The sequence below is a fragment of the Streptomyces chattanoogensis genome (assembly GCF_001294335.1).
GTDB classification, from domain to species: Bacteria; Actinomycetota; Actinomycetes; order Streptomycetales; family Streptomycetaceae; genus Streptomyces; species Streptomyces chattanoogensis.
The window spans coordinates 32,295-46,822 of sequence record NZ_LGKG01000165.1 but is presented as its reverse complement, the minus strand read 5'-3'; the positions used below and the strand labels follow the sequence as shown (position 1 = coordinate 46,822).

The following is a 14,528-nucleotide window of genomic DNA, read 5'->3' as shown; positions in this document are numbered from 1 at the left end:
CAAAGGAACCTCATCTCCGTGATGGAGACGGGGTATCAACATATCTGGCGTTGACTTTTGGCACGCTGTTGAGTTCTCAAGGAACGGACGCTTCCTTTGGATTCCCTCTCGGGTTTCCTCCGGGCGCTTCCCTTCGGTGTTTCACACTCTATCAGGCCTTTTTCGGGCTTTCGAACCGGCGTTTTTCTGCAGACATGCAGAAGCGCGCAATTCGAAGAGATCGATCACGACTCTGAGGGAGTGCCGCCCACGGCCGTCCAGGCCGCAGTTGATTGCGGCCTGGTTGTCTGGGGCAGGTCTCAGACAGTACAGGCCTGCTGTGGGCGAGGCAAATCGATTCAGCGGGACTCCACGGCCGTTCGGCACGGTGTCGCACATGCGGAATCGGCCGTTCTTATGACTTACGCTTCTGAACGGTGCGCCGTCCAGGACAGGTAGCGATGGCGGCCTGATGAATCTTCACCCCTGGGAGGCTTCCCATGACCACCGTGACGTCCCCTCTTGCAGGACGCGCCATCGGACTCGCGGCAGTGCCCGACCCGGTGTTTTCCGGAGCGATGGTGGGTCCGGGTACCGCCATCGACCCCGTTCGCGAGCCGTCCGAGGCTGTTTCGCCTGTGGACGGTGTTGTTGTTTCGCTGCACCCGCATGCGTTCGTCGTCGTCGACGCCGCCGGGCACGGGGTGCTGACGCACCTCGGTATCGACACCGTTCAGCTCAACGGCGAGGGCTTCGAGCTGCTCGTCAACAAGGGCGACAACGTTTCCCGCGGCCAGGCGGTCGTGCGCTGGAACCCCGCCGCGGTCGAAGAGGCCGGCAAGTCGGCGGTGTGCCCGGTTGTCGCGCTGGAGGCAGCCGCAGACTCGCTCGGTGATGTGCGCGAGGACGGCGACGTCAAGGCGGGCGACACGCTCTTCTCCTGGCAGTAGCAGCACAACGCCGTCCTGGACGGCAGGTACGACATCCACCGCGGCGGCAGCGATTCGCCGCATCAAGGGAGACGGGTGACATGGAGACAACGCTGCGGGGCGTCGGTGTGAGCCACGGTGTGGCCATAGGCGAGGTGCGGCACATGGGTACGGCCGTGCTCGAGCCGCCGGCCAAGCAGATTCCGGCGGATGAAGCGGAGCGCGAGCAGGGGCGCGCCCGTCAGGCCGTCGAGGCCGTTGCCGCCGATCTGGTCGCACGGGGGAACCTGGCGGGCGGCGAGGCTCAGGCCGTGCTGGAAGCGCAGGCCATGATGGCGCAGGACCCCGAGCTGATCGCCGATGTGGAGCGGCGGATCGCCGTGGGCAGCACCGCCGAGCGGGGTGTGTACGACGCGTTCGCCGCGTATCGCGCGCTGCTGGCGGGGGCCGGCGAGTATCTGGCCGGGCGGGTCGCCGACCTTGATGATGTGCGGAACCGGATCGTGGCGCGGCTGCTGGGTGTGCCGATGCCGGGTGTGCCGGACAGCGATGAGCCGTATGTGCTGATCGCCCGGGATCTGGCGCCGGCCGACACGGCGCTGCTGGACCCGGCGTTGGTGCTCGGTTTTGTGACCGAGGAGGGCGGGCCGACCAGCCACAGCGCGATTCTCGCGCGGGCGCTGGGGGTGCCGGCCGTGGTGGCGCTGCCGGGTGCCGGTGAGATCGTCGAGGGCACCGTGATCGCGGTGGACGGCAGCACCGGTGAGGTGTTCGTCGAGCCGGATGCGGACAAGCGGGCGGCGCTGGAGAAGGCCGCGGCGGAGCGGAAGGCGGCGCTGGCTGCGTCGTCCGGTCCGGGTGCCACGTCCGACGGTCACAAGGTGCCGCTGCTGGCGAACGTCGGCGGCCCGGGGGATGTGGCCGCTGCGGTCGAGGCCGGGGCGGAGGGGGTCGGTCTCTTCCGTACGGAGTTCCTGTTCCTGGACGACAGCAAGAAGGCGCCGGCTCACGACAAGCAGGTCGAGGCGTACCGGAAGGTGCTGGAGGCCTTCCCCGAGGGACGCGTGGTCGTGCGGGTGCTCGACGCCGGTGCCGACAAGCCGCTGGATTTTCTGACGCCGGCCGACGAGCCGAACCCGGCGCTGGGCGTGCGGGGTCTGCGGACGCTGCTGGACCACCCGGACGTGCTGCGGACGCAGCTGACCGCGCTGGCCGAGGCGGCCGAGGGGCTGCCCGTCTATCTCGAGGTCATGGCCCCGATGGTGGCGGACCGGATCGACGCCAAGGCGTTCGCGGATGCGTGCCGGGAGGCCGGGCTGCAGGCGAAGTTCGGCGCGATGGTGGAGATTCCGTCCGCGGCACTTCGCGCACGGTCGATTCTGCAAGAGGTGGAGTTCCTTTCCCTGGGGACCAATGACCTGGCGCAGTACACCTTCGCCGCCGACCGTCAGGTGGGTGCGGTGTCGCGGCTGCAGGACCCGTGGCAGCCGGCGCTGCTGGACCTGGTGGCGGCTTCGGCCGAGGCCGCGAAGGCCGAGGGCAAGAGCTGTGGTGTCTGTGGTGAGGCGGCCTCCGATCCGGAGCTGGCGTGTGTGCTGACAGGGCTCGGTGTCACCAGCCTTTCGATGGGTGCGGCGTCGATTCCGTATGTGCGCGCGACGCTGGCGAAGCACACGCTGGCGCAGTGTGAGCGTGCGGCGGCCGCGGCGCGGGCCGCGGACACCGCCGATGACGCGCGGGCCGCGGCGCGGGCGGTGCTGTCCGGGGAGTAGGCCCGGGAACGCCCCGAGGAGTGGCAGATGGCCGTCCCGCCCCTGTGGCGGGGCGGCCATCTGCCGTTGGCCGGGCGTGGCCGGGGCCTCAGCGGTGGCGGTGTTCGTCCGGCGGGGGTGTCAGGGCGAGGCCGGGGGCGTAGTCGACGCCGTGCTCGGGGGCGATGGGCTCGCCGGTGTCGGCGTCGGTGCAGTAGGCGGTGAAGACCTCGGCCTCGGTGAGCGGGCAGGGCCAGGCGTCGCGCAGCGACCAGCCGCGGACGGTGGAGCGGAGGGCGGCATCGGTGATGTCGGCTGCGCCGCCGGTGTTCGTGGGGTCGCCGGTGTCGGTGGGGCCGGCGGTCATGGTCCGGGCGACGATGCCGCCCGGGGTGCGCAGGGCGAGTCCCGCGGCGAGGACCGTACAGAAGATGAGGGTCTCGGATTCGGAGAGCTGGGGGCGGCCGCTGTCGCCGGCGGTGGTGTGCAGGACCGCCAGGAGCGGTGGGTCCCCGGCGGGGATGCTGCAGACGAGGTGATGGGTGCCGTTGCCCAGGGCGTCGAGGAGTTGCTGGAGGGCGTCGGTGGCGCGGGCGAAGGCGGCATGGCCGAGGTCGGTGCCGCAGTCCTCGCAGTGTCCCGCGCGGGCCAGGAGTGCGGATGCCTGGTTCCACGTCGCCCGGCGGTCGGCTTCCTCGACGAGCAGCGGGAGGAGCTGGGTCAGTGGCTCGCCCGCGTAGGTCAGCGTCGGGCCCGTGCAGGCCAGTTCGGCCGTGTAGCGCGTGCGGCTGTCGGGGTGGTCCGGGTCCAGGTCGTGGTCCGCGCAGTATTCCTCGTAGGCGGCCGGGTCGAAGAGGCTCAGGGTCGTCAGCACGCCCTCGGCGGTGAGGGTGCGCAGCAGGGTTTCCATCTGCTGGAGGTAGCTGCGGTGGTCGTCGAACGGGAAGGTGCGGTAGCGGCGCATGGCCGCGAAGTCCCGTTCGTCGGCCAGGACGGCGGCGGTGCTGGGGACTTCGCGGCGCAGCGTGCGGCGGGCGGCGGACCGGTCGGTGTACCGGGTGGTGGATGTCATGGTTCCCCCTCAGTGAGGTGCGTCGGTCGTACGTCACTTGTCACTGAGAGTAAGCGGGGGGTCTGACAATGGCCGTCCGGCGCCCGCCGGACCGCCGCTGACCTGGGCCCGGGCCGTGGCTGCCGGGCCTACTCGGCGCGGTCGCGGGCCACTCGCTCGTAGAAGCGGAGCAGTTCGAGGCTGTCGACGGAGCCGGGGTTGACGGCCTTGTCGAGCGGGGTGCCCTGGAGGAGGCGTTTGACGGGGACCTCGAGGCGCTTGCCGGTGAGGGTGTGCGGGATGCCGGGCGCCTCGACGATGTCGTCGGGGACGTGGCGGGGGGAGAGGTCGGTGCGGATGGTGCGCTTGATGCGCTCGCGGAGGGCGTCGTCGAGGGTGGCGCCGGGGGCGAGGTGGACGAAGAGCGGCATCCAGTAGCCGCCGTCGGGGAGTTCGAGGCCGATGACGAGGGATTCGCGGATCTCGGGGAGGCGTTCGACGGCCTCGTAGATGTCGGCGGAGCCCATCCGGACGCCCTGGCGGTTGAGGGTGGAGTCGGAGCGGCCGTGGATGACGACGCTGCCGCGGGAGGTGAGGGTGATCCAGTCGCCGTGCCGCCAGACGCCGGGGTACATGTCGAAGTAGCTGTCGTGGTAGCGGCTGCCGTCGGGGTCGTTCCAGAAGCGGACGGGCATGGACGGCATGGGCTTGGTGACGACGAGCTCGCCGACGTCGTCGGTGAGGGGCTTGCCCTGGGGGTCCCAGGCCTGCAGGTCGGTGCCGAGGCAGGCGGCCTGGAGTTCGCCGATGTGCACGGGGAGGGTGGGGACGGCGCCGGCGAAGCAGCTGCAGACGTCGGTGCCGCCGCTGACGGAGGCGGTCCACAGGTCGGCGCCGCTCTCCGCGAAGCAGTCGTGCAGCCAGCGGAAGCCGTCGGGCGGGAGCGGTGAGCCGGTGGTGGCGACGCAGGTGATGGCGGAGAGGTCGAGGTCGCGGGCCGGGTGGATGCCGGCCTTGCGGCAGGCCATGACGTAGGCGGCGGAGGTGCCGAAGACGGTGGCGCGGGTGGTTTCGGCGACCCGCCACTGGGCGGCGATGTCGGGGTGGCCGGGGCTGCCGTCGTAGAGGACGATCGTGGCGCCCGTCAGGAGGCCGCCGACGAGGAAGTTCCACATCATCCAGCCGGTGGAGGTGTACCAGAAGAAGCGGTCGCCGGGGCCGAGGTCGCAGTGCAGGCCGGTCTGCTTGAGGTGTTCGAGGAGGATGCCGCCCTGGGACTGGACGATGGCCTTGGGCAGGCCGGTGGTGCCGGAGGAGTACAGGACCCACAGGGGGTGGTCGAAGGGGACCTGTTCGAAGACGACCGGTTCGGTGTCGGTTCCGCCGTCGGTTCCGCCTTCTGTTGCAGTGCCGTGGGTGGTCAGATCCGACCAGTTCAGCGCGCCTTCGGGGGCGGGGGTGCCGAGCAGGGGGATGTGGACGACGGCGCGGAGGGTGGGGAGTTCGGCGCGGAGTTCGGTGACGGTGTCGCGGCGGTCGTGTTCCTTGCCGCCGTAGCGGTAGCCGTCGACGGTGAACAGGACGACCGGTTCGATCTGCTGGAAGCGGTCGAGGACGCTGCGGGCGCCGAAGTCGGGGGCGCAGGAGGTCCATACGGCGCCGACCGCGGCGGTGGCCAGGAGGGCGACGACGGCCTGCGGGATGTTGGGGACGTAGCCGCTGACGCGGTCGCCGGGGCGGACGCCGAGGCGGCGGAGTTCGCCGGCCAGCGAGCCGACCTGGGCGCGCAGCTCGGCCCAGGTGACGGGGGTGGGCTCGTGGGTCTCGTCGACGTAAAGCAGCGCGGGGGTGTCGGCGCGGGCCGGGTCCTGGGCGGTGCGCAGGGCGTGTTCGGCGTAGTTGAGGGTGGTGCCGGGGAACCAGCGGGCGCCGGGCATCGTTCGGTCGGCGAGGACGGTTTCGTAGGGGGTGGTGAAGCGGACGTCGAACCATTCGGCGGTGGCCTGCCAGAAGGCGGCGAGGTCGTCCACGGACCAGCGGTGCAGGTCGGCGTAGCTTGCGGCCGGGTCGCCGGGGGTGGGGGCGGGCGCGCCGTGGTGGTCGGCGGCCCAGGTGTGGAAGCGGGTGATCTGAGCGCCGGCGATGCGGTCCGGGCCGGGCTGCCAGAGGGGTTCCGGCTGCGGTTCCGGCTGGGCGTCGGACTGCGGTGCGGTGGTCATGATGCGGCTCCCGGGCGGTACGCGTCGTGTGCGTCGGGCGCGCACGGCGTTGGGGGTCTCCCGGGGCGTACGCGTGACACGGCTTGTCTGGACGATGCCATGTGATCGTCTTGTGCACCAGGGTCGGCCGTGAGATTCGGGGCGGGGCCGCGGCCGCCGGGCCGGTGACCGTCCGATGGCCCGGTCGTATCAAGCCATCGGCCGCCGGTCCCCGGGCCTGAACGTGGCCGAGCGTGACCCCGCGCAGGTGAACGGCAGTTGAACGGCGCCCGCACGGCGGGGCGGCAATGGCAGGCTGGCCTGCATGGACGGGCGGGATCTGGTGCGGTCGGTACGGGTGGTCAAGGCGGTCGGGCCGGCGCAGGGGCTGCGGTCGGTGCGCGCGGCGTGGCGGCGGCGGAGGGCGGATGCGCGGGCGTTCGCGCGGCAGGGTGCGGAGCGGGCGCGGGTGCCCGGGGCGGCGAGCGGCGCGGAGCCGCAGCCGGGCGGCGGGCTGATCCATTTCGCGCGGTCGTCGCTGCGGGTGCGGGTGGCGTCCGGCGGAGCGGTGTTCTGCGGCTGGGACGGCGCCGGGCCGGAGCCCTCGTACGCGCTGGCCGGGGCGTGTCCGGAGGTGGATCCGAGGGCGGTGCTGGAGCCGGACACGGAGGGCGGCTGGCGGGTCGTCTCGGAGCGGGTGATGGTGGTGGTGTCGCGGCACGGCGCGGTCGAGGTGCGGACGCCGGGCGGGGTGACGCTGCGCCGGGAGCTGCCGCCGCGCTGGTGGGACCGTACGGAGCAGGGAGGCGCGGCGGAGGGGGGCGGTGCCTCGCGATGGGTGCAGCGCTCGGAGGTGGCGGCCGACGCCCGGGTCTTCGGGCTGGGCGGCCGGGCGCACGGGCCGCGGCTGCGGGACGGTACGTACCGGCTGTGGAACACCGATCCGGGCGGCGCGTTCGAGCCCGGTGACGATCCCCTGTCGCTGACGATGCCGGTGCAGCTGGTGGTGGCGGACGCCGGGACGCATCTGGTCTTCCACGACAACTCCTGGGACGGCCGGGTCACGCTGCGCGAAGGCGCGGAGGGCGCGGGCTCCGGGCACGACCGGCCCGGCACCTGTGAGCTGCGGATGGACGGCGGCCCGCTGCGCTACTGGGTGCTGCTCGGCACGCCCTCCCGGGTGCTGCTGGGGTGGACGGCGCTGACCGGTGCGCCCGCCCTGCCGCCCGGTTGGGCGCTCGGCTATCAGCACGCCCGGTGGGGGTTCGGCGGCCAGGAGGAGGTGCGCCGGGTGGTGGCCGACTACCGGAGGCGTGAACTTCCGCTGTCCGCGGTCCACTTGGACATCGATCACTACGACGGCCACCGGGTCTTCACCGTCGACCGGGAGCGGTACCCGGATCTGCCGGGGCTGGCGCGGGAGCTGCGCGCCGACGGGGTGCGCCTGGTGTCGATCGTCGATCCCGCGGTGAAGGCGCAGCCGGGCGACGCGGTGTACGACGGCGGGGTGGCGGGCGATGCCTTCGTGCGGGATGCGCGGGGGCAGGAAGTGCGCGGGGTGGTGTGGCCGGGCGAGTCGGTGTACCCGGACTTCACCGACGGGCGGGTGCGCAAGTGGTGGGGCGGGCTGTATGCGGAGCGCCTCGAGCAGGGCTTCGCGGGTGTCTGGCACGACATGAACGAGCCGGTGTCCTTCGCGGCGTTCGGGGAGCCGACGCTGCCCCGTTCGGCCCGGCATGCCCTGGAGGGCCGGGGCGGCGACCACCGGGAGGCGCACAACGTCTACGCGCTGGCGATGGCCCGGGCCGGCTACGAGGGGCTGTGCGAACTGCGGCCCGAGGAGCGCCCGTTCCTCTTCTCGCGGTCGGGGTGGGCGGGGCTGCAGCGGTACGGCGGCAGCTGGTCGGGGGATGTGGCGACGGGCTGGCCGGGGCTGCGGGCCTCGCTGTCGCTGGTGCTGGGGCTCGGGCTGTGCGGGGTGCCGTACAGCGGCCCCGATGTCGGCGGCTTCTCGGCGGAGCCGTCCCGGGAGCTGTATCTGCGGTGGTTCCAGCTGGGTGCGTATCTGCCGCTGTTCCGTACCCATTCGGCGCTCCGGGCGGGGCGGCGGGAGCCGTGGGAATTCGGGGACGAGGTGCTGGAGCACGCCCGTACGGCGCTGCGGGAGCGGGCCCGGCTGCTGCCGTATTTCCACACGCTGGGGCAGCTGGCGCGGCTGACCGGCGCGCCGTATGTCCGGCCGGTGTGGTGGCACGCGCCGCGGGACCGGGAACTCCGGGACTGTGAGGATGCGTTCTTGCTGGGGGATGCGCTGCTGGTGGCGCCGGTGCTGGAGGGGGGTGTGACCCGGCGGGCGGTGCGGCTGCCGCGCGGGCGGTGGTACGACACCGCCACGGGGCGCGCGTACGACGGTCCCGGCCAGGTGGTGGTGGATGCGCCGCTGTCGCGGATCCCGGTGCTGGCGCGGGCGGGTGCGGTGCTGCCGGTGACGGGCGCGGACGGCGCGCCGGAGCTCGAGGTGTGGGCGCCGGCGGCCGGACGGCGGGGCGGCGGCGTGGTGGTGCCGGACACCGGGGACGGCTGGCGGCGGCCGCAGGTGGAGCGCTTCGCCTCGCGGCTGGAGGGCGGCGCGGTGGTCGTGGAGCGGCAGGACGGGGGCGCGGCGGGGTATCCGGTGCGGGTGCGGGGGCTGGATGCGTAGGGAGCGCCGCGTGCTCTTTCCCTGCGCCCGCCGCGGCTGGTAGATCAGGGTCATGCCAAGACTTGCTGCCGCGCTGCGCGGCCTCGCCGTCGCTGCCGCCGCCCTGCTGACCGTCACCGTCGTACCGTCGAGCGCCTCGGCGGGGACGCAGGCGGGGACGGCGGCGGGCCCGTCCGCCCGGCCGAAGGAGTTCGTCGCGCTGCGGGACGTGGATCCCACGGTCATCCAGGAGATGCGCTATGTCACCCCGCACACCTTCATGGGCGTACCGGTGGACGGCTACCTCCGGCCGAACTGCCTCCTGACGCGGGACGCCGCGCGGGCGCTGCACCGCGCCCAGCTGTCCTTCCTGAAGCGGGGCTTCTCCCTCAAGGTGTACGACTGCTACCGGCCGCAGCGCGCCGTGGACCACTTCGTCCGGTGGGCCAAGGATCTCGGGGACCAGCGGATGAAGGGCGAGTTCTATCCGCGGGTGGACAAGACGCGGCTGTTCGACGACGGGTATATCGCCGCCAAGTCCGGCCACAGCAGGGGCAGCACCCTCGATGTGACGCTGGTACGGCTGCCGGCCGTGCCCACCCGCCCGTATGTGCCGGGTGAGCCGCTGACGCCGTGTTACGGCCCCGAGGCGGCGCGCTTCCCGGACAACTCCCTCGACATGGGCACCGGATTCGACTGCTTCGACACGCTTGCACACACCCTCGATCCCCGGATCCACGGGAAGCAGCGGAAGAACCGGCTGCTGCTCAAGAACGGTCTGGAGCGGGCAGGATTCGAGAATCTCCCGGAGGAATGGTGGCACTACACCTTCAAGCCGGAGACCTTTCCGGACACGTACTTCGACTTCCCTGTGGAATGACCCTCCCTCGTCCCGTGGTACGTGCCCCTTCGGCGGTGAGGGGCCCATCAGTGATCTTGTCGGCTGCCGTGGGTCCGTACGACTCCAGGGCGACCGGGGCGGACAGGGCCTCGGCGATGGCGTCCGGCCAGGCGCGCGGGTCGTCGCCCGATGACTGCCAGGAGGCCGGGCGGGCGGTCAACAGCCGTTCGGTGAGCCGCTGTTGGCGGCACAGGTCCCGGCCGTCCGGCCCGGCGGCGGCCGGGATGCGGTCCATCAGGCCGCCGTCGGCGGTGCGGTAGCCGCGGACGATGCGCAGCCCGGGGTGGCGCGCCGGGGCGTCGAGATGGGTGACGGCCAGTGCGTCCACTCCCCCGCAGACCTCGACGGCGTAGGCGTGCGCGGGCGCGTCGAAGTGCCCGGCCCGGAAGGCGCCCTGCCAGCGGCCGTGACCGTTGTGGGCCTCGGGGAGGACGCCCGGCAGCGACGGGTCCTCCGTGACGAGGGGGCCGGGCCCGTGCCGGGTGGTGTAGGTGCGTACGACGCCCAGGCGCCGGGCCGTGTGCGGCTGCCCGGCCTCGGCGAGCAGGTCCTCGGCCCCGGCGAAGGTGGTGGTCGACCAGGTCGTGTACGGGTGGAAGCCGTGCCATTCGTCGAGGAGCACGCCCTGGGCGCCCTCGAAGACGACCGGGCCGGACCGCAGCAGCCGCGCCAGGTGGTCGCCGTCGACGAGCCGCACATGGCCGGCGAACGCGGCGAAGGCATCCAGGCAGGCGTCGACGGGCGGGGCACCGAGCGGGCCGAGTTCGTCGGTCAGCCGGTCGCGGAGCAGGGTGAGTGTGCGGCGCAGCGCCGTACGGGAGGTGCAGTCGCCCGTCGTGGGGGCGTCGGCGGGGTGCGCGAGGGCGTAGGCGGCGGTTTCGCCGATGCCCATGCCGCAGGAGCCGTGCCGGGCGGTGCCGCGGGCGCGTTCGCGGGCCCGGTTGGCGGCCGCGTGGTACGGGGTGGTGAGCAGGGCGCGGCGGTCGACGGTCAGGAGGGCGAGCGGGTCGGGGACGCCGAGGCCGGCCAGATGGCGGGCCTCGGAGGCGAGCGCCAGGGGGTCGACCAGCATCAGACGGGAGAGGTGGGTGGGGACCGCGCTGAAGGTGCCGGAGCCGAACTGGGCGAAGGTGTGATGGCGGCCGTCGGTGGTGACGACGTTGTGGGCGGCCTGGGCGCCGCCGTTGAAGCGGACCACCGCCGCGACCGGCGCGGCGCCCGGTGGGCGGACGCAGAGCCGGTCGACGACGGTGCCCTTGCCGGCGTCGCCGTAGCCGAGATCGACCACGATGGTGTGCACGAGGGGTCCTTACAGGCGGGTGGTGTCGCCCGCCCCTGGGCCGGCGTCGGTGCCGGTGTCGGCGTGGGGGTCGATGAGCGGTACGGACGAGCGGGCCACGGTGCCGCTCCCCCGGCCCAGCGTGGCCAGCGCCTTGCCGACGGTGGCGCCCGCATCGGAGCCGATGTCGGTGAGGTCGTCGAGTCCGGCCGCGAGGTCGATGGCCTCCTCGCCGAGCCCGATGGTCAGCGCGATGGTCTCGCAGACGGCGCCGAGGTCGTCGAGTTCGATGACGTTCTGGCCGAGGAGCTTGCGCCAGGTGCCCAGGACGGCGGTGTTGCCGACGTGGGCGGCGCCCGCCGGGACGATGAAGTAGACGTCGAACTTCTGCCGTACCTCGGCCAGTACGGCGGCGATCGGGATGTCCTCGTGGATCTCGTCGCCGAAGACCGCCCGGACCTCGCGGGCCTTGACCTTGCCGTAGGGCATCTCGTCGCCGATGAGGAAGAGATAGCCGCGACGGCCGCGCTTCTCGTGGCAGTCGATGCCGGTGTGGCGGGCCATGGCGTAGAGGGCGAGCTCGTACGACTCGGTGAGCTGGCCGCCTCCGCCGCCCTCCAGGAGGATGTTGCCGAGGTCGTCGTCCATGCGGTTGTCGGACTCGAACTGGCCGAGCTGGAGCGGCACCCGGTCGCAGGTGGCGTCGCCGACCGCGCCGAAGAGGATCTGCGGGTGTGCGGCGTACCCCTTGCGCAGCAGCAGGCCGAACAGTTCGGGCAGCTTGGTCTGCAGGACGCGCGGGACGGTCCGCATGGATCCGGTCACGTCGAAGAGGACGGAGACGGCCAGCGAGGCGGGGTGTTCGTCGGAGTCGCGGCTCTCGCGGGTGGTGAGGCCCTTGGGGTCGAGCGACGGGTGTGCCGTCCAGGTGTGGCGCGGGGCCGAGGTGGTGAGGCGGTCGCTGTAGTCGAAGGCGCTGGCACCGGAGGCGGCGCGGTAGCTCGCCGCGGCGCCGTAGACGTTGGTGGACCAGGTTCCGCTGCCCATGGTGATTCCCCCTGAGTGATGGTGCGTGGATACGGGTGGTCACGGCCGCCGGGCCGGTTCCGGCATGGTGAACGGGCGGAAGGTGCGCGGCCCGTAGAGGCGGTCGAGGAGTTCGTCCAGCTCGGCCAGCAGCCGCCAGGCGTCGTGCGGACGCCGGGCCTCCGACGGGAGGGTGCAGCCGCGCAGGAAGGCGCGCATCGGCTCTGGAGTGCGCGGGCCCATGAGGGCGGCCATGGTGCGGGACGCGAGGTGGATGTCGGTGGCTTCGGTCGCCGGGCGGCGGCCGGTGATCTCGGGCGGGTAGCTGTCGCGGTGGCGTTCGACGAGTGCGGGGACGCGGGCGCCGGGGGGCGTGCTGTAGCACCAGTCGACGAGGACCAGGCCGTGCTTCCCGGGGTGGATGAGGACGTGGTCGGGCAGGACGGCGCCGTGCACCAGGCCGGTGCGGTGCGCCCAGCCGAGGGCGGCCAGGAGGCGGCGCCACATCCAGGCGGCGTCGCGCGGGTCGAGGCCGTCGGGGTGGGCGGACCGGACGTCGGCCAGGGTGTGCCAGCCGTCCAGCGGGGCGAGGGAGTTGACGCGGCGTTCGGTGCCGGTGTGCGGGTCGCGGTGCCGGAAGGATTCCAGGAGGCGGGGCGCGTAGGCGCGGTGGCGTGCCTCGCCGCGCCGGGCCAGCCGGTTCAGCGCTTGCGCCTCGCGTTCCATCAGGTCGTTGTCGGCGGCCGCGCGGGGGATCTTCAGCAGGGCGCGGTGCCGGGTGCCGTCCTGTGTGTAGGACGCCTCCCGGAGTACGGCGAGATCGCCGCCGGCCACGGCCGGTCCGAGGGTGTAGGTGCGGTGGCGGGTGGTGAGCGTGGGACGGGTGGCGGCGGTACGGCGCCGCCAGAGGTCTTCGAGGCGGGCGAACTCGGCCTCGGCGCCGGGGCGTTGTGCCACCGGGACGGTGTCCGGGTGCAGCAGGCGGGCGAGTGCGCGGTGGACGCGGACGGCCGTGGCGTCGTCGGCGGGGAAGAGGTCGGCGGGCGTGCGGGCGGCGGCCAGGGCGGCGCGGGCCTCGGCGCGGCTGCCCGCGGCGCCGGCCGCCGGGACGCCGGTCATCGGACGCCGGCCTCGCGGTCGGGCCGCAGCAGCGCCGGGTGCAGCAGCCGGGCGTCGCCCGCGCGGTAGAGGCGGGCGCGGGGGCCGCCGCGGGCTCCTCCGCGGGCGGCGGTCGCCCCCGTGGACTCGACGAATCCGGGGACCGAGAGCACCTTGCGGTGGAAGTTCCCGGCGTGCAGCGGGCTGCCCCAGATGGCTTCGTAGACGCCGCGGAGTTCGACGATGGTGAATTCCTCGCCCAGGAACGCCGTGGCCAGCGGGGTGTATTCGAGCTTGGCGCGGGCGCGGTCGAGGCCGTCGGCGACGATCCGCGCATGGTCGAAGGCGAGGAGGAGCGACCGGCCGGGCGGCTGGGTGTCTGCGGGCCGGGGCACGGAATCACCCCCGTTGGTCCCGTGCCCCGGACCCTGCTCTGGGGGACGCGGGCGGGCCGCGTCCGGTTCGGTGAAAGCCGGAGTATCGCTTGTAGCGAAGTCCGTGGAAACGTCTGCGGAAAGCTCTGCGGAAAGGTCCGCAGGGAGATCCGCGGAAAGACCCTCGGCGAGGTCCTTGGAGAGCTCCTCGCCGGCGCCGAGCCGCAGATCGCCGACCGGGACCCAGGCGGCGGCCGAGGCGTCGCTGCCGCCCCGCGCCTCGGGGAGGTCCGGCGCGAAGGCCAGATAGGCGACGGTGACGACGGGCATCCGGGGGTCGCGGCCGGGATCGCCGTACGAGCCCAGCTGCTCGAGGTGCACCCGCTCCAGGTGCGTGGCGTCCAGCCCGGTCTCCTCGGCCAGTTCGCGGGCCGCCGCCTCGTCGAGCGATTCCCGGCCGGCCCGGACGAAACCGCCGGGCAGCGCCCAGGCGCCCTTGAACGGCCGGGCGCCGCGCTCCACGAGCAGGACGTGCAGCGCTCCCTGACGCAGCGTCAGCACCACGATGTCCACGGTCACGGCGATGGCCGGAAAGTCACGCGGGTCGTACGCCGCGAGGAACTCGCCGTCGCCGTCGCCCGCCGCGGTGCCGCTCCCCCGCTGCGCGTCCATGGTCACGCCTCCCGCCTTCGCCGGTCTCACCATTCTCGCCCCGAGTTCTTCTCGCCCCGAGTTCTTCTCGACTTGAGTCTCTCTCACTTTGAGTCTTTCTCGAAGCGAGAACAACATAGCACCGGGTACTGACAGCGTCCAGCGGTGGCACTACCGTTCGGGCATGACCGACACGACGGATCGAGGCACCGCCCGGGAGTTCGGCTCGTACGAGGAGTTCTGGCCCTACTACGTCGCGATGCATTCCAAGGCCGCCACCCGCTGGATCCACCTCACCGGCACGCTCACCGGCCTGGCGCTGTCCGCGTACGGGGTGCTGCGGCGCCGGCCCGGGCTGCTGCTCGCGCTGCCCGTCATCGGCTACGGCACGGCCTGGCCCGCGCACTTCCTCATCGAGGGCAACAACCCCGCCACCTTCGGGCACCCCGCGTGGTCGCTGCGCGGGGATGCGCAGATGATCCGGATGATGCTGGCGGGGCGGGATGCGGAGCTGGCCGAGACCGCCGCGAAGTGGCTGGCGGAGAACGGCCGCTGACGGCACCCGGCAGGCGGGCGCGTCATGCGCCCGGCAGGCGGGCGCGTCATGGCTG

Annotated in this window: 11 protein-coding genes; 5 read left to right on the top strand and 6 right to left on the bottom strand. The window is 72.9% G+C overall.

Going from position 1 to position 14,528, the window contains the following annotated elements; all coding sequences use genetic code 11:
- Nucleotides 1-479 precede the first annotated feature (479 nt).
- Both ADL29_RS31275 and ptsP read left to right on the top strand, forming a co-directional pair.
- Nucleotides 480-929, top strand: a complete 450-nt coding sequence (locus tag ADL29_RS31275) for a PTS sugar transporter subunit IIA (RefSeq protein ID WP_053926923.1) — start codon at nt 480-482, stop codon at nt 927-929.
- A gap of 80 nt (nt 930-1,009) precedes the next feature.
- Nucleotides 1,010-2,680: a phosphoenolpyruvate--protein phosphotransferase gene (gene ptsP / locus ADL29_RS31270; RefSeq protein ID WP_046929369.1), complete on the top strand. Its 1,671-nt coding sequence runs from the start codon at nt 1,010-1,012 to the stop codon at nt 2,678-2,680.
- Nucleotides 2,681-2,768: 88 nt separating this feature from the next.
- Here the strand turns inward: ptsP and ADL29_RS31265 are convergent, their stop codons facing one another.
- Nucleotides 2,769-3,731 (bottom strand): hypothetical protein, encoded by a 963-nt coding sequence (locus tag ADL29_RS31265; RefSeq protein ID WP_053926922.1) that lies wholly within the window; start codon nt 3,729-3,731, stop codon nt 2,769-2,771.
- Between the two features lie 128 nt (nt 3,732-3,859).
- Nucleotides 3,860-5,929 (bottom strand): acetoacetate--CoA ligase, encoded by a 2,070-nt coding sequence (locus tag ADL29_RS31260; RefSeq protein WP_053926921.1) that lies wholly within the window; start codon nt 5,927-5,929, stop codon nt 3,860-3,862.
- A 304-nt stretch (nt 5,930-6,233) separates the two neighbouring features.
- On the opposite strand from ADL29_RS31260, the gene ADL29_RS31255 reads away from it, so the two are divergent.
- Entirely contained in the window at nt 6,234-8,609 is a 2,376-nt protein-coding gene (locus ADL29_RS31255) for a glycoside hydrolase family 31 protein (protein WP_053926920.1), read from the top strand.
- A 52-nt stretch (nt 8,610-8,661) separates the two neighbouring features.
- Nucleotides 8,662-9,468 (top strand): M15 family metallopeptidase, encoded by an 807-nt coding sequence (locus tag ADL29_RS31250; RefSeq protein ID WP_053926919.1) that lies wholly within the window; start codon nt 8,662-8,664, stop codon nt 9,466-9,468.
- On the opposite strand, the gene ADL29_RS31245 is transcribed toward ADL29_RS31250, so the two are convergent.
- The 4 genes from ADL29_RS31245 to ADL29_RS46385 are packed head-to-tail and all read right to left on the bottom strand — an operon-like array spanning nt 9,419 to nt 13,938.
- The gene (locus ADL29_RS31245) at nt 9,419-10,789 is read right to left on the bottom strand and encodes an adenylosuccinate synthetase (protein ID WP_078971425.1); all 1,371 of its coding nucleotides are present in this window, start codon (nt 10,787-10,789) and stop codon (nt 9,419-9,421) included. The genes ADL29_RS31250 and ADL29_RS31245 overlap by 50 nt on opposite strands.
- Before the next feature lie 9 nt (nt 10,790-10,798).
- The gene (locus tag ADL29_RS31240; RefSeq protein WP_053926918.1) at nt 10,799-11,815 is read right to left on the bottom strand and encodes a hypothetical protein; all 1,017 of its coding nucleotides are present in this window, start codon (nt 11,813-11,815) and stop codon (nt 10,799-10,801) included.
- Nucleotides 11,816-11,854: 39 nt separating this feature from the next.
- Entirely contained in the window at nt 11,855-12,913 is a 1,059-nt protein-coding gene (locus ADL29_RS31235; protein ID WP_053926917.1) for a protein kinase family protein, read from the bottom strand.
- Entirely contained in the window at nt 12,910-13,938 is a 1,029-nt protein-coding gene (locus ADL29_RS46385) for an NUDIX hydrolase (protein WP_053926916.1), read from the bottom strand. The genes ADL29_RS31235 and ADL29_RS46385 overlap by 4 nt, the downstream gene beginning before the upstream one ends.
- 163 nt (nt 13,939-14,101) lie before the next feature.
- On the opposite strand from ADL29_RS46385, the gene ADL29_RS31225 reads away from it, so the two are divergent.
- Complete coding sequence (locus tag ADL29_RS31225; RefSeq protein ID WP_053926915.1) at nt 14,102-14,473, top strand: Mpo1-like protein; 372 nt, start codon at nt 14,102-14,104, stop codon at nt 14,471-14,473.
- Nucleotides 14,474-14,528 lie beyond the last annotated feature (55 nt).